Source organism: Mucilaginibacter sp. P4_D1 (assembly GCF_056401935.1).
This window is the reverse complement of record NZ_JBFUIJ010000045.1, coordinates 31338-55003: the sequence shown is the minus strand read 5'-3', so window position 1 is coordinate 55003 and position 23666 is coordinate 31338. Positions and strand designations below refer to the sequence as shown.

The following is a 23666-nucleotide window of genomic DNA, read 5'->3' as shown; positions in this document are numbered from 1 at the left end:
GGATTGCGGGATTAGCTCCTCCAGGGTTGGCGGAATAGCTAATATTTGCTGCTGATCATAGTGTTTGAAAACAGGTTGTCTGATTGCCATATCTCATATATCTATACTTTAAATATATGAAAATCAGATTGTTAAAACAAATAAAACCATAGATAACTAATTGATTTTATAGCAATAAACCATTAATAATAAAAAAGAGGCTGATCATGATTTATGATACAGCCTCTTTCTTTAACAGATAAATTATTTTTGAAACTGGCTGTTTAGTAAAGCCTCCCAGTCTTTTGCCTGGGTTTCCAGTTGTTTCAGCTTTAATTCATTATCAATAAATTGCTGGTAAAACGGTATGCTGCAAACCTGCCTGTTTGCCTGGTCGGCAATTTGCAAAATGATTGATTTTACCGCAGTGCCATTCATGCTTTTTAAAATATAACAGCGGGTAGCGTTATTCAGGTCGTTTACGGTCACGGTTTCCTGCGATCCAAAGAGCAAAGCTTTACCCGATTGTGCCCAGCCAATGATCTTATTACCGATAAACTCCGACCGGCTTAAACTGAGGTGATGTTCATTTGCAATTGCCTGCAGGCGCTGGTTTAGCGCGGCAAATCTTTTTTGTTTTGATCGGCGGGTGATAATCACTACCGGGATAATAAATACAGCTAATAGGGTGCCCGCAACCAGGGCATTTTCCGTTATATGGTTCATGCTTGATAATTAAAATTGAATAAATAAGCGTTATATTAAACGCAAGGAGTTATAAAAAAATTAAATCAGCATGGGTTTACCAGAAACCATGAAAGGGGAAAAGGATGAGCCGGTAAAACCGGGACGGTGGCACATTTGAAGCCTTGCTAATATTGAGCCTTGCAAGCGTGTAAGGTGCGCCCAGTTCAACAGCGGTAAAGAAAGCTGCCGGATGTGCCGTAACCTGTAAGGCAGGCGCGTTAACCTCGGTATTCGTCTCGGCAATTAATTGGTCATGGCGGGTGTTTTGTTTGACACTCGCTTTATTGCTGCCCTGTTTGCCGGTATAAGCGTGTACCTGTCCAGGCCCGCTCATATGCAAAGCGAAGAACAAAGTAACCACCAATAAAGATTTCATTAACCTGGACAGCATTGGGCAAAGATAATGTTTTTTGGCAGGATGGTGGCGAAGCGCCGTTATCAGCTTAAAATCCAATTGAAAATCGGTCGTCAATAAATAAAATGCATCTTGTCAAATCAAAAAAATACATAAGTTTAGCCAATGAAATTTAGCGAAGCGGTTGTAAACAATAAAGATCACAACATTGAATGGATAAATAATTTGCGGCTAATCAGCATGTTTGCCGTCATCGTGTTACATACTGCATCGCCCTTGCTTTTTGGCTATAAAAGTGTGCCTTTAAATGATTGGCTCACGGGCGATGTTTACAACGCACTGGTACGTTTTGCGGTGCCGGTTTTTGTAATGATAACCGGGGCTTTATTACTGCATCGCGAGTATGAGTTGGGCGATTTTTTAAAAAAACGGATTGGCCGGTTAATCCTCCCATTTATTTTCTGGAGCCTGGTTTACGTTGCCTACCGCCTGTATAACGAGGAGTTTGCATTTACCGGTCATTTGTGGCCCGATGTAAAATTTGTTTTAAATCAACTAAAATCAGGAGCTTATTATCATTTATGGTATGTGTACCTGTTAATAGGGCTGTACCTGTTTATTCCTGTTTTAAGTAAGTTTGTACAGCATGCCACCGAAAAGGAAATATTGTATTTTCTGGTGATTTGGTTTTTGGCGGTGTTGCTGGCCACGCCATATTTAAGCATTTTTAATACCGCTGTTGATCTTCACAATTTCACAGGCTATATTGGCTACCTGGTATTAGGGCATTACCTCACTTATAAGCGGTTCAACTTACGGGCATTGCCATATATTGCTGCCCTTGTGTTCGTCGCCCTGGTGGCTTTAATAAGCTGGGGGACTTACTATCTACAGGTAAAAGATCATGAGCTTAAAACATTCTTTTATGAACCGGTTGGGCCTTTTGTTGTTGTGTTGGCCACATGCGCTTTTTTGATAGCTAAATACACCAAAGTGAAGCTTAATACAACCGTGAAGCGTGTTTGTAATAATGCCGGTAAATATACCTTTGGCATTTACTTAAGCCACGCTTTGGTGCTAAATATATTTGATTTAAACGATATTAACTTTACCATTTTTAACCCGGTAGTAAGTATTCCGTTAATAGCTTTTGTTTGCTTTTTACTGTCGTGGCTGTTGGTATATGGCATGAGCAAGGTGCCGGTAATTAAACATTTGGTTGGATAGCAACCCATACAATAATTAATAAGCCGCAAACAATATCTGCGAAAATTCATTATCAAAACAAAATATAAAACCGGCCAATGGATTCCGTTACCCATATTACTTTAGGCGCCTGCATTGGCGAACTTGTATTGGGTAAAAAATTGGGCAAACAGGCATTGCTATGGGGAGCGATAGCCCAAAGCCTGCCTGATATTGATGCCGCCGGGGCTTTATTTCTTCCGCCGGAACAGGCGTTATTGGCTCATCGTGGTGTAACCCATTCCTTAGTCTTCGGGGTAGTTGTCGGCTTGGCCTTAGCCTTTTTGGCCCGGCGTATACATCATAAGGTTTACCTGCCGTTTATTATGCTTGCACTGTTTTTTTGTACGCAATTGATGCTGCACGATTTGTTGGATACCTGTAATGCCTACGGCACCGGCCTGCTGGAACCTTTTAGCCATCAACGGTTTTCGGTTAACCTGCTTTACGTAGCCGATCCTTTATTTACTATAGGTTTGCTTGTAGCTTTCGTAGTTTTGGTTTTTAAGAATATCAGTTATCATGGCCGGGCGAAATGGGCTTTTGCGGCTATTATGCTCTCCGGGTTATACTTGTGCTTTGCCTGTTTCAGCAAATTGTATATAAGCCGCAAGGTGCAGGCTTCACTCGAAATAAGCCAGGTTCAACCAGCCTATTTAATTACGCCAGCGCCCTTTTCCAGCATGTTTTGGTACATTGTTGCGCCGGTAAACAATGGTTATAACACAGCCTATAGTTCGGTATTTGATGATAATGACAATTCATTAGCTTATCAGTTTCATGCCCAAAATGATTCGTTATTAAATGGCGTTCAAAACAAAACCGTAGTAAATAGCCTGGTTAGGTTTTCCGACAAATACTACACCATAACCAAAGCGGGAAATGACATCAATATCAACGTGTTGCGGTTTGGGCAGGTACAGGGCTGGGCAGTTACCGATGCGCCGTTTGCGTTTAGTTATCCGCTGGTTGCCGGTAAAAACCAGGCCATGCTGCTGCAAAAAGGCCGCCTGAGCGGCTGGGACGGTTATACGCTTAAAATTTATGTAAAGCGTATACTGGGCAAATCAGTTATCGAAAATAAACCTAATCACAAAATTTAATAATGAACTGGTATTTACCCGCAATTGGCATTTATCTTCTCCTGGTTGTTTTTGTTTGTCTGCGCATTTTGTATGATATAAGGTCGGCAACTAAAACTTTCGCGTATTTGCTTGTTACCATTCTTATGCCGGTAATCGGTATGGTTATTTATTTTGCCGTAGGTGCCAATTACCGCAAAAATAAACTCTACTCCAAAAAGATAGTAAGCGACAGCAAGCTATTGGCCGAGATTCGTGAACAGGTAATAAAGGAATCGGAAAGAAGCTGGAATAGTGGGGAAGAAGAATTAAAAGGCCATAAAAAATTGGCCCGCATGCTGCTGAATGACAACAGCCCGCTAACCTGTAATAACGATGTTAAACTTTACATTAATGGCGAAGAGAAATTTCCTGATGTAATAACTGCCTTAAAAAATGCCAGGCACCACATCCACATGGAATACTATATTTATGAGGATGATAACATTGGCAACCAGATAAAAGATATCCTGATCCAAAAGGCTTCCGAGGGGGTTAAAGTGCGTTTTATTTATGATGATTTTGGCAGCCGCTCCATACGACACACCCTGGTGCCCGAGTTAATAGCCGGAGGGGTGGAGGCTTACCCTTTTTATAAGATCCTGTTTATAGCGCTATCCAACCGCACTAATTACCGCGACCATCGCAAAATCATCGTGATTGATGGCTGCACAGGCTTTGTAGGGGGGATTAATGTAAGCGATAGGTACATTAACAACGGAGGCAAAAAGAAACTATATTGGCGGGACACGCATGTGCGCATCAATGGTCCCGGCGTATATTACCTGCAATATCTTTTTATCTGCGACTGGAATTTTAGTTCGGGCAAAAAACTGGCTTTGGAGAAGAATTTCTTCTGCTCGACCAAAAGCGATAAAGGGCAAGCCGTAGTACAGATTGCCGCCAGCGGGCCCGATTCGGACATACCTACTATCATGTTCTCGCTCATCCAGGCCATTGGTATGGCCGAAGAGGAGTTGCTGATAACCTCGCCATATTTTATCCCCGGCGAAAGTATCCTGGATGCACTTAATGTAGCCGCGCGTAGCGGCGTTAAGGTGAAACTCCTGGTTCCGGGCAAGTCCGACTCGGCATTGGTAAACGCCGCTGCCCGGTCGTACTATGGCGAAATTTTAGAGGCCGGTGTCGAAATTTACCTGTATCGCAAAGGATTTGTACACGCCAAAACGATAGTAGCCGATGGGCAACTGGCCATTGTTGGCACCGCCAATATGGATCACCGAAGTTTTGAACTTAATTTTGAAGTGAACAGCATGATATATGACGATACAATAGCCGGCCAGTTAAGCGATGCTTTTTACGCGGATATTAAAGATGCCGTTAAAATCAATCCAAAAACCTGGGCCAAACGCACCCTGTTTAAACAACTGCCCGAAAAACTCATCAGACTTTTATCGCCGCTGTTGTAATTGGGAATCATCTATCCGAAAAAAAACTATTACGCTGATTTTAAGTTTTCAAGTGTGGTAAGCCAATTGTTAAAATGGCGACAAGCGGCCCTTAGTTTATCTAAACTTATTGCTTCTGCAATCAAAATTCCGTCTGCAACTTTTTCATAGGACGGTATAACAGATAGTATTCTCTTGGACGGCGAGGTTAGCGGACTATCGTTAATATGTTCGGGAGTTTCAAATTTGTTTCTGATATTTTGCAATGCTCCAACCGGGAAATTATAATCTAACGATAAAAATTCTTCAAGAACAGCGCAATCTGAAAATAGCAAGGCTTCAAATTCATGAAGTTGAAAATGAGGTATAAACCTATAAACAGATAAATCCGTGTTTTCAATATCTAATTTAAACGCCTGCTCAATAGCTATAGCTTTTGCATAGGGTTCCATAGCTTTGCTTTCTTCATACCCCGGATACTTATTTCCCATGCCATAAATGTCTAAAAGTGTTGTTACGTAAGCACCGGAATCTTCTTTTAACCATTGAATAACATTCGCCTTAAGTTTACCGTAACTTGATCCGGTTTTTATATTGCGGGCGGTTACCAGTATGTTTTTAAGAATAAAGTGGGGATAAAGGACTTTGGAGATAAAGTTTTCTTCTGTAGAACCCTCGCATATTATATTTATTCGAATCACGGTTTACCTCCCAATACATTTTGCTCCCATAGTTCGCCTATTGAATAAAGTTTAAGCCAGGAACCTAAGCTTCCCTCATCCAAACGGGTAAATGTTGAACTGCCATCTTTATTTTCAACCACCAGGATGTTTTTGGGCTCAAACTCGTTCACAAGATTAACCGACTGGGTTGAAATAATAATCTGCGCTTTTTTAGATGCTTTCCTGATTAATGATCCCAATAAGGTTATTGCCGATGGATGCAGACCTAATTCTGGCTCATCTAATAATATTAACGGTGGAAGCTCAGGTTGCAATAATAATGTCGCCAGGCAAATAAAACGTAACGAACCATCAGATAAATCGTTGGCGTTGAATATCACGTCAGAATTTTTATCCTGCCACTCCAACATAATCGTTGATTTGTTGAAAGGGTTAGGTCTTAGTACAAAGTCTTTAAAATACGGCACAACTAATTCCACCGTTTTTACAATCCGGTTATAGTGTTTTTCATTAACCAATTTCATGTGATAAAAAAATGCAGCTAAATTTGAGGCATCGCCCCGCAGATAATCTACATCAGTTATGTCGCCCGTTTTTTTTACAGCGGCACTTGAACTGGTATCATGAAAATGATAAAGTCGCCAGCTTTTTAATACATCAAAAACATATGTCTGAACGCTTTTGATAACCTTTCTGTTTATCGTTTCTTCAAGTTTAGATTCCCTACCTCCATTATTTATATTTTCTTTGAAAACAGTATCTACCGAAGTGTCGAAATAGCAATATTCGTTTTCAAATAAGAATGAATCATTCGCGGTGGGCAATAAACTAAATTCGTAATAATTAGGGGCGAAATTTAACGATACGTGTAATTTTTTTGTGGTTTTACTGCCGTAATATAATAGCTTATTTGCGCCGCCATTGACACCAGTATAAATTTGAAGATGGCTTTCAATAACCTCCCTTAAAAATTTAAACAACCCTATAAAATTAGATTTACCTGCACCATTAGGGCCAATTAAAACATTAAGGTCATCTATTTCTATATCAAGTTTTTTTATCGATTTAAACCCCTCGATAAGTATGTTATTCAGTTTATGCGCCATAGCAAAACTTCGATTTATTATACTCCCACATAATTGTTTATACTACCCTAATAAAATACTGCGATCAAAAATCGAAAGTAAGTTAATTAATTTAGTTCTTAAACGATTTCTTAAGTTAAGAGTTTTATATCACTTTTTATTGCGTAGTCACCCTTAAACTCAACGTATCTGTTTGCATAGCCGTAAAAATGCCCAGGCCGTTGGTGACATTGGTGGGCTCGTTAAGCAAAGCCTGCGAATCGCGGGTGATATTGGTTGTCAGTATGTTGATGTATTCCTGGTTAACCCGCATTAATATCACTTTATAATGGCCGTAATAGTTAAATGAYGATTGTACCAGGTTGTAATAAGATGCCCGCTCCGCGTTAATCTGGAAGCTGGGCTTATTATTGCTGCGGATGTAAGATATATAATAGGGATCGTTGTCAAGATTTTTGAACACCAGCAGGTGGTACAGCGAATCTGGGTTACTCCATTTAATGCTCGCCCTCGCCACATCAGCATATAAGGGGTTGATGGTGCTGGGGACATGAAATACGCTATCCGACAGGGTAAAATCTGCAGGTTTGCCCGGCATAATAGTAGTCGCACTGATCTCTACACCGGCATAGGTAAACTGCATGGTATACGTTTTACCGGTAGCGATAAACGATTGATCGGCATAGGTATACGTGCCGCTTGCGCTTTCGGTTAGTTTAACACTTTTACTGCCATCAGATACGCTGATACTTAACCCCGTAAGTGCCGCTCCGTAAGTTGTAGTATCGGTAAGGGCCTTTTGCTGGTAAACTTTGATACTTAATACCTGGCCGGGAATAAGGTATGATTCTACCACCGGTTTATTGGTAGCCAATATATCCGATTGATTTTTTTTACACGATGCCAGCAGTAGCAAACTGCTCATTAAACTCAATGCGATATAGCGTGTATATGTTTTTATTTCCATCTTAAGCTGAGTGTTAGGTTGGGGGTAAAGCCCAGGTAATTTACATTGGTGGTTATCACCTGGTTATTTTGCACCTGGTACTCTTTATACCAGGTATTAGTATGGTTGTAAACGTTGAAGAATGACAGGCCTATCGAACCTACTTTATGCCCGTCAATCTTCAGCAGGTCATACGATACCGACATATCCAAACGGTGATATGCGGGCAGGCGTTCGCCGTTTTTATCGCTGATGTTCAGGTAAGTTTTACTGTTACCGTCGGCTGTTTGAATGGTATAAGTTGATAGGGGGGCAGTATAGGGCCTGCCGGTACTGAACAGGAATGTTGCTGCAAAGTTAAACCTGTTGTAATGGTACATATTGATGGATTTAAACTCATGCCTTACATCCTGGTTAGCATCGTAATAATAATCGCCGAAGGCGGCAAATTTATTCTGGGCTTTGGCAAGCGTATAGCTTACCCAGCCGGTGTAGTTTCCCAGTTTTTTTTGTATCAGTAATTCAACACCGGCATCGCGACCGGTACCTGTGTAAAAATCTTCGGTAACAGTTTGTGTTTGCGGCGCGGCCATCCTGAAACCGCCACCCCCCGTTTGGGTTTGCTTCACGGTGTATTGCGTAAGCCCGGTTAGGGTTTTGTAATAGCTTTCCACACTGATCAAAAATTCATCATTCTCATAGCTAAGGCCGCCTATATAATGCCGGGCCATGCCAACCGGGATATTGCCGCCATTGGATAATACCCAAAAGTTACGGTCGCCGGCAAGGATGTCTTGCCGTATCACCTGGTTCTCAAACTGGTAAAACTGCCCGGTAGCACCCTTTACCGTAAAATGTTCGTTCAAATTATAACTGGCCGATACCCGGGGTTCAAAATAAGGCTTGCCCGTTGGGCCATAATAGCTGGTCCGCAAGCCCGGCTGGATGTGGAAGTTGTTATTCGGGTCGATAGAAAGCTCGGCATAAACACCTTCCAGCATGGCGTTGTTATGCTGGTTAATCAGTTTGCCGGTATCGTTTTGTGTGTATTCGTAATCAATTTTTTTGTAGTTAACAAAACCACCAAAAAGCAACTTGTAGGTTTCGCCAGCTTGCCATTCCCATTCAGATTTATAGCCAACATCTTTCAGGTGATTGGTTTCTACCGTGCTGTTGCTAAAGGTGTGGGCAATACCATTGCTATCCAGCAATGAGCCGCCCGAACTGGCGCGTTCCCGGTTGTTGAAATAGGAGGAGTAGGTGATGTAATTGTTGGAGTACAGTTTTTTACCCCACTGCCTGAACCATTTTACACTGCTGCCCAGGTTGCCGTATTTGGTGTAATCGGTAATGCCAATTCCGCTGCCCGATCCTGACAGGCCCGGAGGCAAGCCAAGGGTACGGCTGTTATCGGTTTTATCGGTTCCGGAGTAATAGCTTACCGAAAGTTTATCCTTATCGCTGATGGTATAGGTGTATTTGGCGTTGGCATCGTAAAAATACGAGGCCGGAGTTACCTGGTTGGCAAAGCCGCCACCACCACGGCCGCCAAAACCGCCGCCACCGCCTCCCTGGAATGTGGTTGTCTGGTTAAACTGGTTAAATATCTTGTTATAAAAAGGCCCCTGGTATGATCGCCTGATGGAGAGCAACAGTGTTTCATTTTTGGAAAGCGGTGTCTCCAGGAAGCCGCTCGCGCTTAATAAGCTCAGGTCGACACCCATATTGGTTTCGTTTTTATTGCCTTCCTTGCCGTTAATTTCGGTAACGCTTGATAGCCTGCCGCCGTATTTGGAGGTAAAGCCACCTTTATAAAGCTGCACATCCTTAACTGCACTGGCGTTAAAGGCGCTAAAAAAGCCGTATAAGTGATCAACCTGGTAAACGGTAAAGCCATCCAGCAAAACCAGGTTTTGATCGGGTGTGCCGCCACGCACATAGGCCCCGGATGATGATTCGTTTGTGCCGCTTACGCCCGGCATTAGCTGGAAGGCACGCAGAATATCCTTATCGCCCATGGTTGGCAGTTTATCTAAATTTGCCGGCGAAAGCTGGAGCACGCCCACCTGCCTGCTATCAGTGTTCATAACTCCGCTTTTTTTGCCGGTAATATTAACTTCATTTAATGTGTTTAACGATGCGTACAGCCCACATATCAGCGTGTTGTTGATTTTATCGCTGCTAAGCCTGAAATAGTCTGTTTGGTAGCCCGAATAGGATACTTCTACCACACAGGTGTCTGATGGTACCCGTAAAAAAGTAAAATAACCATCAGAATTACTCATTGCGGTGAGGTCGGAGTTCCGGATCTTCACCGAAGCTGATGGAAGCGACTCGCCGGTTAGCTGATCGATCACCCGCCCGTTTATGCTGAACATAAAGTGCTTGGGGGCTATCTTTGGCGCTATGTCCTGGTCGTCATCATCGGTCTTTTTACGTTTTATTTTGGCATTTGCCGCCTGCAACGAAAGTTGGTTTAGTTTTTTCAGCCGGGCCAGGTCGTCGGTGTTTTTCAGAATGTAAATGGTGCCGGTAGATTCTATCCAGTACTTCAAATCGTGTTCCTGGCAAACTTGTTTGATGATGTTTTTTAAAGGCTCTTCAAAAAAATGCTCAACCACATCCATACCCTCCAGTTGGTTTTTATCATACACAATACGGATTTGGTAGGTGGTTGATATGGTATCAAGCATTTGGTCAAGCGTGCACAAAAAAAAGTGGTTGACGATAATGTCCTTCAGCTTTTTTTGTGTTTGCTGTGCCTGTGTGGCCGAATGGCCTAAAGCTACGATGGTAAATAACAATAAGGAAAATCTCTTCATTAGGGGTGTATTTTCTTTGCAACGAAATTGCACCCTATTTTCATCCACTTAAAATAAATGCGACATCAGGAGACCTTGTGTAGATAAATGGGGGGAATGTGTAGTGGGTTGGTGAGTGGTTGATTAAGTTAGATTGGGTTAGATTAAGTTGGAGTAAGGGAAAATTTATATTTTCTTACATGAATAAACTAATCAACCCAATCAACCACTCACCAACTCACACCTTCCCAATCATTTTATTAATCACCTCCCGGTAGCTGTCGCTTAGGGGCACTTCGGTATTGACGAGTTTTATGCGGGCTCTGCGAAGCTGGGATACGTGCTGCAGGTTTACCACGAATGATTTATGCACCCTGAAAAACTGCTCGGCAGGCAATTGCAGTTCCACAGCTTTAAGGCTGATGCGTGATAATACCGGTTTTTGCTGATTGGTGAAATGAACCTTCACATAGTCTTTTAGCCCTTCAATATATTCCACCTGGTCAAAGCTGATTTTGATGAGGTTATAATCGGCATGCAAAAAGAAATAGTTTTTTACTACAGGCTGGGGTACATAACTCCGGCGAAGTTCAAACAGGTCGATAGCTTTGTGACAGGCTTTTAAAAAACGGTCAAGCGGCACCGGTTTTACCAGGTAATCAATTACATCCAGTTCAAAACCTTCCAGTGCAAATTTTTCATAAGCCGTTACAAATATCACCATGGGGCGCTGGGTGAGGCTTTTAATAAGCTGTAAACCATTGATGCCGGGCATATAGATATCGCAAAATATCAGGTCGATCTGCTCCTTCTGCATGGCCAGGATGGCTTCACCGGCATTGCGGCAGCGTGCTGCTATTTGTATGCTATGCACATGTTTCAGGTTATCTTCCAGCAGGTCAAGGGCCAGCGGTTCGTCGTCAATAATCAGGCATCGCATCATTTAAGTTCAATTTGCAGCATTACAATATAAGTTTGTTCGTTTTTATTGATGTATAAGTTATGTTTACCGGGGTAAAGTAGTTCCAGCCGCCGTTTTACGTTGGCTAAACCGATGCCGCTGTCATTATCCTTTTGCTTTTCCGCTGCGTTATACACGTTTTGTACTGTAAACCGCAGTGTTTCTTCGTCGGCAAAAAGCGTGACTGCTATATCGGGCCTGGCAATATCGCCGGTACCATGCTTAAAGGCATTCTCCACAAAAGGGATCAGTAGCATGGGCTCGATAGTTTTATCAGGCGCTTTTATATCCGATTTAAAGTAAATTTTTACCAGGTCGCCAAAGCGCAGTTGTTGCAGGTCGATATAACTGCGCAGGTAATCTTCTTTTTTTTGCACCGTTACCATTTCGGCATCAGTAACATACAGCATGTAACGCAATAATTTTGATAATTGTATAAGCGTAGGCTCAACTGCCGCAGGATTTAACCTGGATAATGCCACAGCGCTGTTTATAACGTTAAATATAAAGTGCGGACTGATCTGCGAACGCAGAAAAGCCAGTTCGGACAGGAGCGAGGCATTGGTGATATCCTTCTTTTTATTCATCGCCCTAAACTGATCGGCAAGGTAATGGTAGGCAAAGCTGCCGGCAGTTATAGATAGTAACGGAAACAGTACAAAGAAAGGCCCGCGTGGTGCCCGGCCTTCCATATCTTTCACATTAGGCAGTGGGAAATGCGGCCTGGCATATAATAACACGATATTAAAAACTACAAATGATGCCAGTAAAGCCAAAAAATAAAACCAGATATTCTTTTTTAAAACCTTGGGAATGAGTACAAAGGCATTCAGGTAAAACTCGGCGGCAAGTACCAGGTTGAAGGTGATAATACGCCCGGGCGAAAAAAAGTGCTGGGGCATGCCCCGCATGTCCGGTCGGGAAATAATAGGGGTATAAATAATAAGCGCCCAAAATAGCAAGTGGATAAACACCTCGATAACAAGCGCCGGCTTTATGCGGTTAAACATGCGGGCTAAGGTAAACGCATTTATCCATCGTATTAAATACAATAGACGAGCGGCTGAAATGTGCCGACGAAAGGGGTTTTAGTTCTGAGTTCTGAGTTCTGAGTTCTGAGTTCTGAGTTCTGAGTTCTGAGTTCTGAGTTCTGAGTTCTGAGTTCTGAGTTCTGAGTTCTGAGTTCTGAGTTCTGAGTTCTGAGTTCTGAGTTGACATTATGTTAAATAGTTAAAACAATCATAAGTCAAGGAGCTTTCCATAATGACCAATGACCAATGACCAATGACCAATGACCAATGACCAATGACCAATGACCAATGACCAATGACCAATGACCAATGACCAATGACCAATGACCAATGACCAATGACCAACCGCCCCACTGCGTCATTATTACACAATAATAGTGGCGTAATTTCCACAAACTATTACGCAACTTAAAATTAAGTGCTGTTTTAAGGCTTTTAACCCACATTTAATAATTGGCATTGCAATTGAATATAACTTAATATCCTTCTCAAAGGATTGTTTTTCATAGGTAGATGTAAAGGCCGATAAAACTGCGAGAGTTTTTCGGCCTTATTTTATTTGCTGCCTGATGATTGTTGAATAACCGGAAGGCCAGCTTCACCGTTCTTTTGACTTAGTACTACAAAGTGCCTTGCGAAATAGATAATTAGGTCCGTTAAAAAATCAACAAAACAATTATCTTAGCCATTGAAAGTCGCGATCTTTACTCGTTGTTTTAAACCTTAAACCCACAAACCGCTATGCATATTTTTTTACGCGCCAAACACTGGCAATTGTTCCTTTTATCGTTTGGTATCCCTATGTTGCTGCAAATAGTAATGATGGGCAGTATTATTACGGGTTTGAGCCCTAACGCCGGTCCCGATTTTATATTTAGCTATTTTAAATTTTTTCCGTTGATTATGTTGCTGTTTATGGGCACAATGTTTGGCTGGTTTTGGTCGGTGGCCACAGGCTTACAAAGCATGGTTCCTGCGGATATAAAAATGAAAGTTACTTTATTTAAGGTTTTTCTGCTTATCCCKGTAATATATATAACAGTCCTTTGTATAACTCTTCCTACCTTATTTTTGTCTCCCCATTTTAATAACGTTCATAACCCGGCACCAATTTTATTGGCTTTTTCAGTTATTGTTCCGCTGCATTTATTTAGCATGTTCTGCATTTTTTACTGTATGTATTTTGCCGCAAAAACTATTAAAACAGTCGAGCTTCAGCGCGAGGTTACCTTTAGCGATTTTACCGGCGAGTTTTTCCTCATCTGGTTTTTCTGCATCGGTATCTGGATATTACAACCAAGAATAAACAGGTTGGTCAATCAACAAAAAGAGGAAGTTATTTAGTATCCAATATCGTTTAGGCTACAATTTCTTAGACCACTGGTTTTGCTATCCACTGTTAGCTGGTAAGCCGGTTGTTATTGCCAATGCTATCAATTGCGATATTATTCACCGTAAGTCGTTATTGCTGTTTATTGCTCAATTTTAAGCTTGATTGAGTTTTTCAGTACCGGGTAGTGTATTAAATTTTATGTTATGATATAGGTAAGGTTATCGTAAATGTGTTCATGTATCTATATTAAATCAGCCTGCAAATTCCACCCCCGCTTGCATCATTCCAATAAATATCTATACATTAGTACAACCAATTATAAACCATTTAATTCCTGTCTGCCATGATCAAAACGCACTTTCAGCAAGGCCTGTTTGGCTGTTTGTTTTTCGTTATTTTATTTTCTGTAGATGCCAAAGCGCAAAATAAGGATGGCTGGCGACAGCTTTTTAACGGTAAAGACCTTAACGGCTGGAAACAGGTGGGCAAGGGCAGTCGCTATGTAAAGGATGGCTTAACAGGCAGCCACGGCGGCATGGGGCTATTGTACTGGACGAAGGAGAAATTCAGCAATTGTACCATCCGCGTAGTTTATAAAATGCAAAAGTTTAACAGCAATGCCGGTGTATTCATCCGCATACCGCTGGAGCCACGCGAGGAATGGATGCCCGTATTTTATGGTTATGAAGTGCAGATAGATAACCATCCGGAAACCTCCAAAGAGGACGACTACCATATTAYCGGCACCCTGTACTCGCTTACCAAGCCATTGGCCAAACCCGGCAAGCCCGGCCCGCAGTGGAATACCATGGAAATTACACTGGATGGCCCGCGAACTATAGTTGTTGTTAACGGTCAAAAAGTAACCGACTATAAGGAGGGGGACCCGACACCGGCACGTAAATTTGATTTTGAGCCGTTCCGCGGCATCCGCCCCAATGAGGGCTACATAGGCTTGCAAAACCATGGCGATGACGATGTGGTTTTTTTTAAGGAAGTAGCTGTTAAACCATTGCATAAATAATGACTATGGAGCAATTGGATGAAGCAACAGGCAATAATGGCATAAGCCGTGCCGACTTTATAAAAAAGGCCGCTATAGCTACGGCCGGTTTTTACATTGTACCCCGTTTTGTGCTGGGTGGCAAGGGTTACACCGCGCCAAGCGATAAGCTGTATATTGCCGCGATAGGCTGCGGCGGGGAGGCCGAGAACGATATTAAGCACTTTGCCACCGCGCCTAAAAAAAATGCCGTTATAGCCTTTTTATGCGATGTTGACGACAGGCAGGCCGCACCACGCCGCAAAGAGTTCCCCAAAGCGCCTTATTATCATGACTGGCGCGAGTTGTTTGATAAGCAGCATAAAAACTTTGATGCTGTAACCGTGGCCATCCCCGATCATAACCACGCTTTGGTTGGGTTGAGCGCCATGCAGCTCAAAAAGCATTTATATCTGCAAAAGCCATTAACACACGATATTTACGAAGCCCGTATATTAACCCAGGCATCCGAAAAATACCAGGTGGTAACCCAAATGGGCGATCAGGGTGCATCCTGTGATGGTATGCGCACCATGCGCGAATGGTTTGAAGCCGGCCTGATAGGCGATATCGAGAAAGTATACTGCTGGACCGACAGGCCGGTTTGGCCGCAAGGCATTTCCTGGCCAAAAACAAGCCCGCCAATTCCTAAAGAACTCAAATGGGATTTGTGGCTGGGTACTGCAAAGCAAATCAACTATATTGATAACCTGGTGCCCTTTAACTGGCGCGGCTGGTGGGAGTTTGGCACCGGTGCGCTGGGCGATATGGGATGCCACATTATGGGGCCTCCTTTTAAACTGCTTGGCCTGGGTTATCCAACCGAAGTTTCGGGCAGTGCCAGCACCGTTTACAGCGGCATTTTTAAAGAAGGTATTTACCCCGAAAGCGGGCCGGTATCCAGTGCTATCAAGTTTAAATTTAAGCAGCAAAATGGTAAAAACCTCGATTTGCATTGGATGGACGGCGGCATAACGCCCGAGCGCCTTAACGAGCTTGACCCAGCCTTAAACATGAATGAAGCGTTGGGCGATTTCCCCGGCGAAAATGATTTTGAAGGCTGTACATTATTCATCGGCACCAAAGGAAAAGTTTCCTGCGGATGGGGAGGGAGCCATCCCCGACTGCTGCCGCTGTCGCTAAACAAGGATATAAACGTACCCGAAAAATACCCGCGCGTTGCCGGCGGTATGGATGGCCATTGGTGGCAGTGGGTTGATGCCAGTATAGCTGGTTACGGCAAAATGGAGGTGGATTCGCCATTTGTGGGGTATGCAGGGCCATTGACAGAAACAGTGCTGATGGGCAACCTGTTGCTGCGCACCTTTAACCTGCGCGAGAAAATAAAACGCAACGATCCGGTTTATGGCAACATGGAAGGCTACAAATTCAGCGGCAGGTACACCGGCTTGAATTGGGATGGCGAAAACATGCGCGTAACCAACTTTGAACCCGCCAACCAATACATCCGCCGTACTTACCGGCATGGTTGGGGCGAACTGAAATTGTAATTAACCCGGGAAATATAAAACCGGGCGAGTGATAAATGTCACCCGCCCGGTTAAAATGTTTTTTGTCAATTTATAAAGCTACTGTTGTACTGTTAGTCACCTTCCAGATAGCACTACCTGGTACAGGGAAGCTTACGCCGTTGGTATTGCCCCGGGTTGCGGCATCCTGTCCAAAATGGTATAGCGGATGCCCTTTATAAACAAGTTGTGTTTTTCCGAATACGTTAATAGTGGTAAACTGGGTTTTATCAAAAATTGAGGGGATGCTGGCTACCCCGGTAACCTCAAAAATGGGCCACGCGGCATTATTGCTAAAATCGGCTTTGGTAAAATTGTTTTTGCCGGATGCATCTTTGCTAAACATGTACAATGTAAGCCCCTTGTCATCAGTTATAAATTGCGATGCTCCCGTGCCTGCAATGCCTTGATCGGTGTACTGGGCTTTGTCCAGCCCGATAAGCTGGGCGTTGCCAAACATAATAGTATAGTCGGCTTTGGCTATGGCCCAAAGGTTGGCAACCTTATCACCATTGGTATCACCGGCTTTAAGGTCTTTGCTGTAATAATATAATGGCCATCCTTTATAGGTACTTTGTTTACTGCCGTCGGGCCTGTCAATCACACCAAAATCTGATGATGTCAGGCCGGCGCCAATGGTCAACCCTGCTTTGTAAAATACGGGCCAGGTAGTAGCGCAACCGTCAACACAGGCCGAAGCGCCGCTTACATCTTTAGAGAAAAAATAAAGCGAGAATCCGTTGTTATCTGTAAGTAATTTGCCGAAGGTGGCATTATCGGTCAGCACAACTCCGGTTAATTCCGGCGTTGGTATAATCCGGTTCGAACTTTTACTGCATGAGGAGCCCAACAGCACAATGCTTACAAACACAGCAATGATAGCATGAGGTAACTTGTAATTTTTCATAGGTTTTAATTTAAGATGTAGTTGATTTTATTAGTCATTACTCTAAAAAAGGGTAAATGGTTGCTTTTTAAGAAATGTAAAATTTAAGGTGCATGTAAATGCTCGACGTGAGGTTACGGCGTGTACAGGGTTTTGTAGAAGTGTATCGGTAAGGAAAAAATGTCATTTCGAACGAACATGGGAGGGGCTTGAACGCTGGCGTGAGGAGAAATCTTGTACGCCCTGCATTCCGGGCGGATAATTGTGATGCAGGGCGTACAAGATTTCTCACTCGTACCTCGTTTCGAAATGACAACTTTTTTTACATAAGGCTCGTGTATACGAAACAACTTGTTCGGGCAGACTCAGAGGAATATAATTAAGCCTCCCCAACCGGGGGAGATTCAGAATGGGCCACTTCTACCAGCCCCAATACCCATATTTTACCTGGGTATATTAAAAAAACACATTCGCAGCGTTTAATATGGAACAGATAAAAATAAATATCTATCTTTTCAACTAATATGAGCACGCGTATTTTAACAGCAACAGATATCAACCTTACATATACCCCTGTAATCAATTTCGCCCTTCAGCAAAACCATGTGCCGGTAATCCGGTCGCTGGTAATTAACAACACTACCGGGGCCGATTGGAATGCCCTGGAAGTTGAAATTACTGTTGAACCGACTTTTGCGCCTTCATGGAAAAGGATTTACGGGTATGTAAAACAAGGGGATGCCTTTGAAACAGGTGCTATACAGCTCAATCTATCAGCCCAATACCTGGCCGAATTAACCGAGAAGGTATCGGGTACCATAAATATCATTATCCGTAACGGCGATGAACTGCTATTGGCTGAAAATCGCCCGATAGAACTGCTTGCTTACGACCAATGGAACGGATTGAGCTTGCTGCCCGAGATGCTGGCGGCTTTTGTAACACCTAATCACCCGGAAATACCGAAGATCCTTCGCCGGGCATCTGCCATTTTACAAAGCTGGACGGATAACCCGTCATTTGATGATTACCAAAGCCGCAGCCCCGATAGGGTACGTAAGCAAATGGCCGCCATTTACGAGGCCATTGCCGAGCAGCAACTGATATATTGTACCGTACCTGCCAGCTTTGAAGAAAGCGGACAGCGCATCCGTTTGTGCGATGCCATATTTGCCAACAGGCTGGCCAATTGCCTCGACCTATCGTTGTTATACGCCGCCTGTATGGAGGCCGTGGGTATCCACCCGATTATTATCATAGTGAAAGGGCACGCCGTTGCCGGCGGCTGGCTGGTTGACGAATCATTTGCCGATGCAGTGAATGACGATCCATCGCTTATTACCAAACGTACGGCGGATGGCATAAGCGAGATAGCCATTGTAGAAGCTACCTGCATGAATGCCGGCAACAATACCTCATTTGATTCGGCTGCGGCATCGGCGGGGCAAAAGATGCTGAACGCCAGCGAATTTATATTGTTTATAGATATTAAGCGGGCCCGTTTTAGCGGGATACGACCGTTGCCCTTGCGGATACAAACCGCTGCAGGCTGGGAGATTATTGAAGAAAGCCGCCAGGAGCGGGCCAACGCCCTGCCCGACGAAATTTACGCCGGGCAAAAGCTAAAAAATGTAGATCATATCGAGATTTCCAAGCAACGCCTCTGGGAACGTAAATTACTTGACCTTACGTTGCGTAATAGCCTGCTCAATATCCGGATAACCAAAAGCGTAGTACAGTTTATGACCGTGAATGTAGGTAAACTGGAAGATGCCCTTGCCGATGGGCAGGAATTCCAGGTGTTGCCAAGGCCGGCCGATTGGGATAACTCGCTGCGCGATGCCGGTATGTACCAGGCGCTGCACCAATCGGACCCGATTGCCGAGCTGATACAGCACGAGCTGAGTCAAAAACGTATCCGTAGCTTTTTACCCGAGCCGGAGCTAACCAACGGCCTTACCGGTTTATTCCGGGCCTCGCGGTTATCCATCGAGGAGAATGGAGCTAACACCCTTTATATCGGCCTGGGCTTGTTAAGATGGTACGAAACGGATGCCAGCGAGCGGCCAAGGTATGCTCCTGTGTTGCTGGTCCCGGTCGAGATCATCCGTAAATCGGCTCAAAAAGGCTATGTAATTCGTAGCCGCGACGAGGAAACCATGGTGAACATTACCTTGCTGGAAATGATACGGCAGGATTTTGGAATCACCATTGGCGGCCTGGATACATTACCTAAAGACGAAAGCGGGGTAGACGTAAAGCTGATATTTAACATTGTACGCCAGGCCATTATGGCCAAATCAAGGTGGGATGTGGAGGAGCAGGCCGTACTCGGTACATTCTCGTTCAGTAAATTTATCCTCTGGAACGATATTCATAACAATGCCGAACATCTTTATCGCAATAAGGTGGTAGCCAGCCTGGTATCGGGCAAGCTGGAGTGGCAGGCACAGGAAAATGCCGATGTATCGCTGATACAGGATAGCCAGCTGCACCCGGCAAATATCGCGCTCCCCATCAGTACCGATTCGTCGCAGTTGCAGGCCATCGTGAGTTCGGGCCAGGATAAAAGCTTTGTGCTGCACGGGCCCCCGGGAACCGGTAAGTCGCAAACTATTACCAATATTATTGCCAATGCCTTATATGCAGGGAAGCGGGTGCTTTTTGTAGCGGCAAAAAAAGCCGCTCTTGAGGTGGTAGAAGATAGGCTGGAATCAATAGGCATAGGCGATTTTTGCCTCGAACTACATTCCAACAAATCAAAAAAAACAGCGGTGTTGGAGCAACTGAAAGCCGCTACCGAGGTAGCCCGCAAAGCCGCCCCCGAAAGTCACCGCGATGAGGCCGACCGCCTGTTTGCCCTGCGAAATGAGTTGAATACCTATGTTGAAGTGCTGCATAAAAAATACCCGTTCGGGTATTCGTTGTTTGATCTGTTTAGCAACTACAGCCGTTTTGAAAAAGGGGAGGATAGGGTATATTTTGCAGCAGGCGCGATAGCGCAGCTAAACCCTGCAAAGCTAACTGCCTGGCACGATGTGGCCGAAGAATTACAGGTAGCCGGTGCACTGATAGGCCAGCCGGCCAATCATGCCCTGCAATACATGCGTTTGCAACAATATAATAACCAGGTAAAGCAAGACGCCGGCCAATTGATTGAGCACCTGCTTGATCTTTTAAGCCAATACCAAAGCCAGCTTGTTGGTGTAAGCAGGTTGCTGAAAATAAACGGGTTGGTTAAAAGCAAGGACCAGCAGCAATCATTACATACCCTGGTAAGCTTATTGCTCGACTTACCCGATATCCCGGCATCATTGCTGCAGGCCGATTTTCTGGAGCAAACCTTTGCCCAGGTGGTAGGCGTTGCGGCCCACGGGCAACAGCGCGATAAACTACGTTCGGCCTTGCTTGGCCGGTACCAAAAGGAGGTTTTAAGTATACCAGCCCAAAGAATTTTATCTGAATGGAATATTGCCGACGGTAAATGGTTTTTACCACGGTGGTTGGGCCAGCGGGCAATTGTTAAAAATATGCGTGCGCTTTCGGCCACAGGGCAAATTGATAAATCGGCTATAGTTCAGGACTTGCAGCAGGTGATAGCCTTCCGTGCAGAACAGGATGTGATTGACAAATCCTCTTTTTTACCCGGCCTGCTCGGCTTTTTATGGAAAAATGGCGATCCCGACTGGGACGCGTTGATCCGTATCAGCGACGCCGTTATCAATATTAACCGCGCCGCAGGAACGCTTGTAGGTGCTACCCAGTTAAGGGAGTGGCGAGCGACATTATCGCGCGAGTTTACCGAAGGCAGCAGGGCGTTTATTATCCAAAACTCCGGCACGCTAAGCGGCTTACTAGCTACAGAACAGCAAGTGACAACTACCGAAGGGCAAATTCAACAACTGTTGGGTATAAACTTTGCCACGTTGCCCATTGTTACCGGCGATTACACTGCCGACCTGATTGATGAGGCCGTTAAGTGGGTGCAACACCTGGATGAATTGAAAGATTGGTACAACTGGACATTGACACGGGATAAAGCCCTGGCCGCGGGATTAGACCCCTTGCTTACCGCTTACGAAAAAAGTAATATGGCAAATGCCGACCTGGTGAGGCAGTTTCAGAAAGGATTTTACCGCTCGGCCGCCGAATATATATTAAGCCTGCACCCGGAGCTTGCCAGTTTTAACAGTGGCCTGTTTGGCGAAAAAATAAGAAAATTTCGCGAGGTGAGCAGCAAGTTTGAAATGCTTACCCGGCAGGAGTTATATGCAAGGCTGGCAGCAAACATCCCGTCGTTTACGCAGGAGGCTTCACAAAGTTCGGAAATTGGTATGTTGCAGCGGGTGATTAGGAATAACGGGAGGGCGATGTCTATCCGCAAAATATTTGATGGCATTCCAAACCTGCTGCACCGGCTGGCTCCTTGTATGCTGATGAGCCCGATATCGGTAGCCCAGTATTTTGATGCCGGCAACCCTAAGTTTGACCTGGTGATATTTGATGAAGCATCACAGTTGCCCACCTGCGAAGCAGTTGGCGCCATTGCTCGTGGCACTAACGTAATAGTAGTTGGCGACCCAAAACAAATGCCGCCGACCAGCTTTTTTGCCACCAATAACTTTGATGAGGACAATGTGGAGAAGGAAGACCTTGAAAGCATCCTGGACGACTGCCTTGCGCTATCCATGCCATCGCAACACCTGCTGTGGCATTACAGGAGCAAGCACGAAAGTTTAATTGCGTTTAGCAATGCCAAATATTATGATAACAAGCTGCTTACCTTCCCATCAACAGATGATATTACCAGCAAAGTAAGCTTTGTGCCTGTAGATGGGCATTACGATAAAGGGAAAAGCAGGCAAAATAAATACGAAGCCAAAGCGATTGTTGACGAGGTGATTAAGCGATTGTCTGATCCGTTGCTGGCCAAAAGGAGCATTGGTATTGTAACATTTAGCTCGGTGCAGCAACTGCTGATTGATGATATGCTAACAGAGGTCTTTGTACTTAGGCCCGACCTGGAAAAGATTGCCCTGGAAACCGGCGAACCCCTGTTTATCAAAAACCTGGAGAACGTTCAAGGGGATGAACGCGATGTTATCCTGTTTTCGATAGGCTATGGGCCGGACGAGAAAGGAAAAGTAAGCCTGAACTTTGGCCCGGTAAACCGCGATGGCGGCTGGAGGAGGCTGAATGTAGCCGTATCAAGGGCAAGGTACGAGATGAAAGTGTTTTCAACTTTAAGGTCAGATCAGATAGACCTTAACCGCACATCATCTGAAGGAGTTGCAGGGCTAAAAGCATTTTTAGCTTATGCCGAAAAAGGCAAAAGCGCTTTGCCGCCCCGCGCATCGGTAAAACAAAAAGAAGATGGCGGGTTTGAGCTGAGCATAGCCGAATCGGTTCGTAAACATGGTTATGAAGTACACAGCCAGATAGGGTGTTCTGATTTCAGGATCGACCTTGGCATTGTGGATAAGGAAAATCCATCGGCATATATCTTAGGTGTATTAACCGATGGTAAAAACTATCATGCGGCAACCACATCGCGCGATAGGGAGATAGTACAGGTTGATGTGTTAAAGTCGTTAGGATGGAATGTGCACAAGATTTGGTCGACAGAATGGTGGGAGAAGCCGGACAAGGTTATCAGCGGCATAATGGACGCGGTTACTAAGGCAGAAGAAAGTAAAAAGAAAGCAGCAGAACCGGCTGTAACGGAAAAAGCTAAACCGGTACCACCACGCCCCGAAGATTTAAACAACAAACCATCGTTCAACCAAACTTTTGCGGAAACGCAAGCCCGGCCGGCAGCCCCGGCTATTTTAAAAGTCGCCGAGGAATACGAGGTTAGCCACTTAGATACTGTTCATACCCTAACGGCCGATGATTTTATTATGCAGCATAACCGTGGCAAGCTCAAAGCGCAGGTATTTAATGTATTGCAAACCGAATCGCCCATAAGCAAGGATCTGCTCATCAGGCGCGTTCTGGCAGCGTGGGGAATTAGCCGGGTAACGGCGCGGTTTGTTAATCACCTGGATGGAGTATTTGAGCAGATGAACCTTACCCAAACCAAAACCGCAGGGGGCAATGTTTATTTCTGGAAAGCAGACCAGAGTCCTGAGAAATATAACATCTACCGCATAGCTAAAACCGATGCTGATAAACGGGATGCTGATGACCTGCCGCCCGAAGAGTTAGCAAATGCGATACGCGAAATTCTTCATAACCAGGTAAGCCTGGCCCGGGCCGATCTGGTAAGGGAAGGAGCGAAGCTGTTTGGTTTTGCCAGGATAGGAGCCAATGTGGAAAGCGCTATGCTAAGCGGTATTAATATTGCCGTGAACAAGGGTTTTGCCACGGTAAATGGCGAGCGTGTAGTTTATAATGGTTGATTTGTGTGCGTAAAATAGCAATGCGTATATAAATATTGCAAACTGCTAACTCAAAACTGCCAACTTTTTAACTACCTTTGTACCCTTAACTGCAAACTGCCCACCGGCAAAT

The 23666-nt window shown here is 44.4% G+C and carries 16 protein-coding genes; 7 read left to right on the top strand and 9 right to left on the bottom strand.

The features are described from left to right. Window positions 1-243 precede the first annotated feature (243 nt). Complete coding sequence (locus AC1DV1_RS26020) at window positions 244-705, bottom strand: hypothetical protein (RefSeq protein WP_477365800.1); 462 nt, start codon at window positions 703-705, stop codon at window positions 244-246. 76 nt (window positions 706-781) lie between these two features. Beyond that, on the bottom strand, window positions 782-1117 hold the full coding sequence (locus AC1DV1_RS26015) for a hypothetical protein (protein ID WP_477365797.1): 336 nt from the start codon (window positions 1115-1117) through the stop codon (window positions 782-784). Between the two features lie 129 nt (window positions 1118-1246). Here AC1DV1_RS26015 and AC1DV1_RS26010 point away from each other — a divergent pair, with 129 nt between their 5' ends. The 3 genes from AC1DV1_RS26010 (at window position 1247) to cls (ending at window position 4877) form a co-directional block, all read left to right on the top strand. After that, the gene (locus AC1DV1_RS26010; protein WP_477365794.1) at window positions 1247-2308 is read left to right on the top strand and encodes an acyltransferase; all 1062 of its coding nucleotides are present in this window, start codon (window positions 1247-1249) and stop codon (window positions 2306-2308) included. A gap of 77 nt (window positions 2309-2385) precedes the next feature. After that, window positions 2386-3429: a metal-dependent hydrolase gene (locus AC1DV1_RS26005; protein ID WP_477365791.1), complete on the top strand. Its 1044-nt coding sequence runs from the start codon at window positions 2386-2388 to the stop codon at window positions 3427-3429. A gap of 2 nt (window positions 3430-3431) precedes the next feature. Continuing rightward, window positions 3432-4877 (top strand): cardiolipin synthase, encoded by a 1446-nt coding sequence (gene cls / locus AC1DV1_RS26000; protein WP_477365788.1) that lies wholly within the window; start codon window positions 3432-3434, stop codon window positions 4875-4877. 29 nt (window positions 4878-4906) lie between these two features. Here cls and AC1DV1_RS25995 read toward each other — a convergent pair whose 3' ends face one another. From AC1DV1_RS25995 to AC1DV1_RS25970, 6 genes are all read right to left on the bottom strand, one after another. Continuing rightward, a complete protein-coding gene (locus AC1DV1_RS25995) occupies window positions 4907-5557 on the bottom strand; it encodes a DUF4276 family protein (RefSeq protein ID WP_477365785.1) in 651 nt (216 codons plus the stop codon). Next, on the bottom strand, window positions 5554-6645 hold the full coding sequence (locus AC1DV1_RS25990) for an AAA family ATPase (RefSeq protein WP_477365782.1): 1092 nt from the start codon (window positions 6643-6645) through the stop codon (window positions 5554-5556). Before AC1DV1_RS25990 ends, AC1DV1_RS25995 begins: the two co-directional genes overlap by 4 nt. A gap of 136 nt (window positions 6646-6781) precedes the next feature. Continuing rightward, window positions 6782-7591 (bottom strand): DUF4249 domain-containing protein, encoded by an 810-nt coding sequence (locus AC1DV1_RS25985; protein WP_477365779.1) that lies wholly within the window; start codon window positions 7589-7591, stop codon window positions 6782-6784. Beyond that, window positions 7582-10392 carry a TonB-dependent receptor gene (locus AC1DV1_RS25980; RefSeq protein WP_477365776.1) on the bottom strand — a complete coding sequence of 937 codons (2811 nt, stop codon included), beginning with the start codon at window positions 10390-10392 and terminating at the stop codon, window positions 7582-7584. The genes AC1DV1_RS25985 and AC1DV1_RS25980 overlap by 10 nt, the downstream gene beginning before the upstream one ends. Before the next feature lie 217 nt (window positions 10393-10609). After that, window positions 10610-11314 carry a LytR/AlgR family response regulator transcription factor gene (locus AC1DV1_RS25975; protein WP_477365773.1) on the bottom strand — a complete coding sequence of 235 codons (705 nt, stop codon included), beginning with the start codon at window positions 11312-11314 and terminating at the stop codon, window positions 10610-10612. Further along, on the bottom strand, window positions 11311-12342 hold the full coding sequence (locus AC1DV1_RS25970) for a sensor histidine kinase (RefSeq protein ID WP_477365770.1): 1032 nt from the start codon (window positions 12340-12342) through the stop codon (window positions 11311-11313). The genes AC1DV1_RS25975 and AC1DV1_RS25970 overlap by 4 nt, the downstream gene beginning before the upstream one ends. A gap of 762 nt (window positions 12343-13104) precedes the next feature. Between AC1DV1_RS25970 and AC1DV1_RS25965 the strand changes: the two genes are divergently transcribed. The 3 genes from AC1DV1_RS25965 (at window position 13105) to AC1DV1_RS25955 (ending at window position 16249) form a co-directional block, all read left to right on the top strand. Beyond that, window positions 13105-13707, top strand: coding sequence for a hypothetical protein (locus tag AC1DV1_RS25965; RefSeq protein ID WP_477365767.1), 603 nt, complete (start codon window positions 13105-13107; stop codon window positions 13705-13707). 332 nt (window positions 13708-14039) lie between these two features. Further along, window positions 14040-14720: a 3-keto-disaccharide hydrolase gene (locus tag AC1DV1_RS25960; protein WP_477365764.1), complete on the top strand. Its 681-nt coding sequence runs from the start codon at window positions 14040-14042 to the stop codon at window positions 14718-14720. A gap of 5 nt (window positions 14721-14725) precedes the next feature. Further along, a complete protein-coding gene (locus AC1DV1_RS25955; protein ID WP_477365761.1) occupies window positions 14726-16249 on the top strand; it encodes a Gfo/Idh/MocA family protein in 1524 nt (507 codons plus the stop codon). 70 nt (window positions 16250-16319) lie between these two features. Here AC1DV1_RS25955 and AC1DV1_RS25950 read toward each other — a convergent pair whose 3' ends face one another. Then, window positions 16320-17174 (bottom strand): hypothetical protein, encoded by an 855-nt coding sequence (locus AC1DV1_RS25950; RefSeq protein ID WP_477365758.1) that lies wholly within the window; start codon window positions 17172-17174, stop codon window positions 16320-16322. Window positions 17175-17677: 503 nt separating this feature from the next. On the opposite strand from AC1DV1_RS25950, the gene AC1DV1_RS25945 reads away from it, so the two are divergent. Continuing rightward, window positions 17678-23554, top strand: a complete 5877-nt coding sequence (locus tag AC1DV1_RS25945) for a DUF3320 domain-containing protein (protein ID WP_477365755.1) — start codon at window positions 17678-17680, stop codon at window positions 23552-23554. Window positions 23555-23666 lie beyond the last annotated feature (112 nt).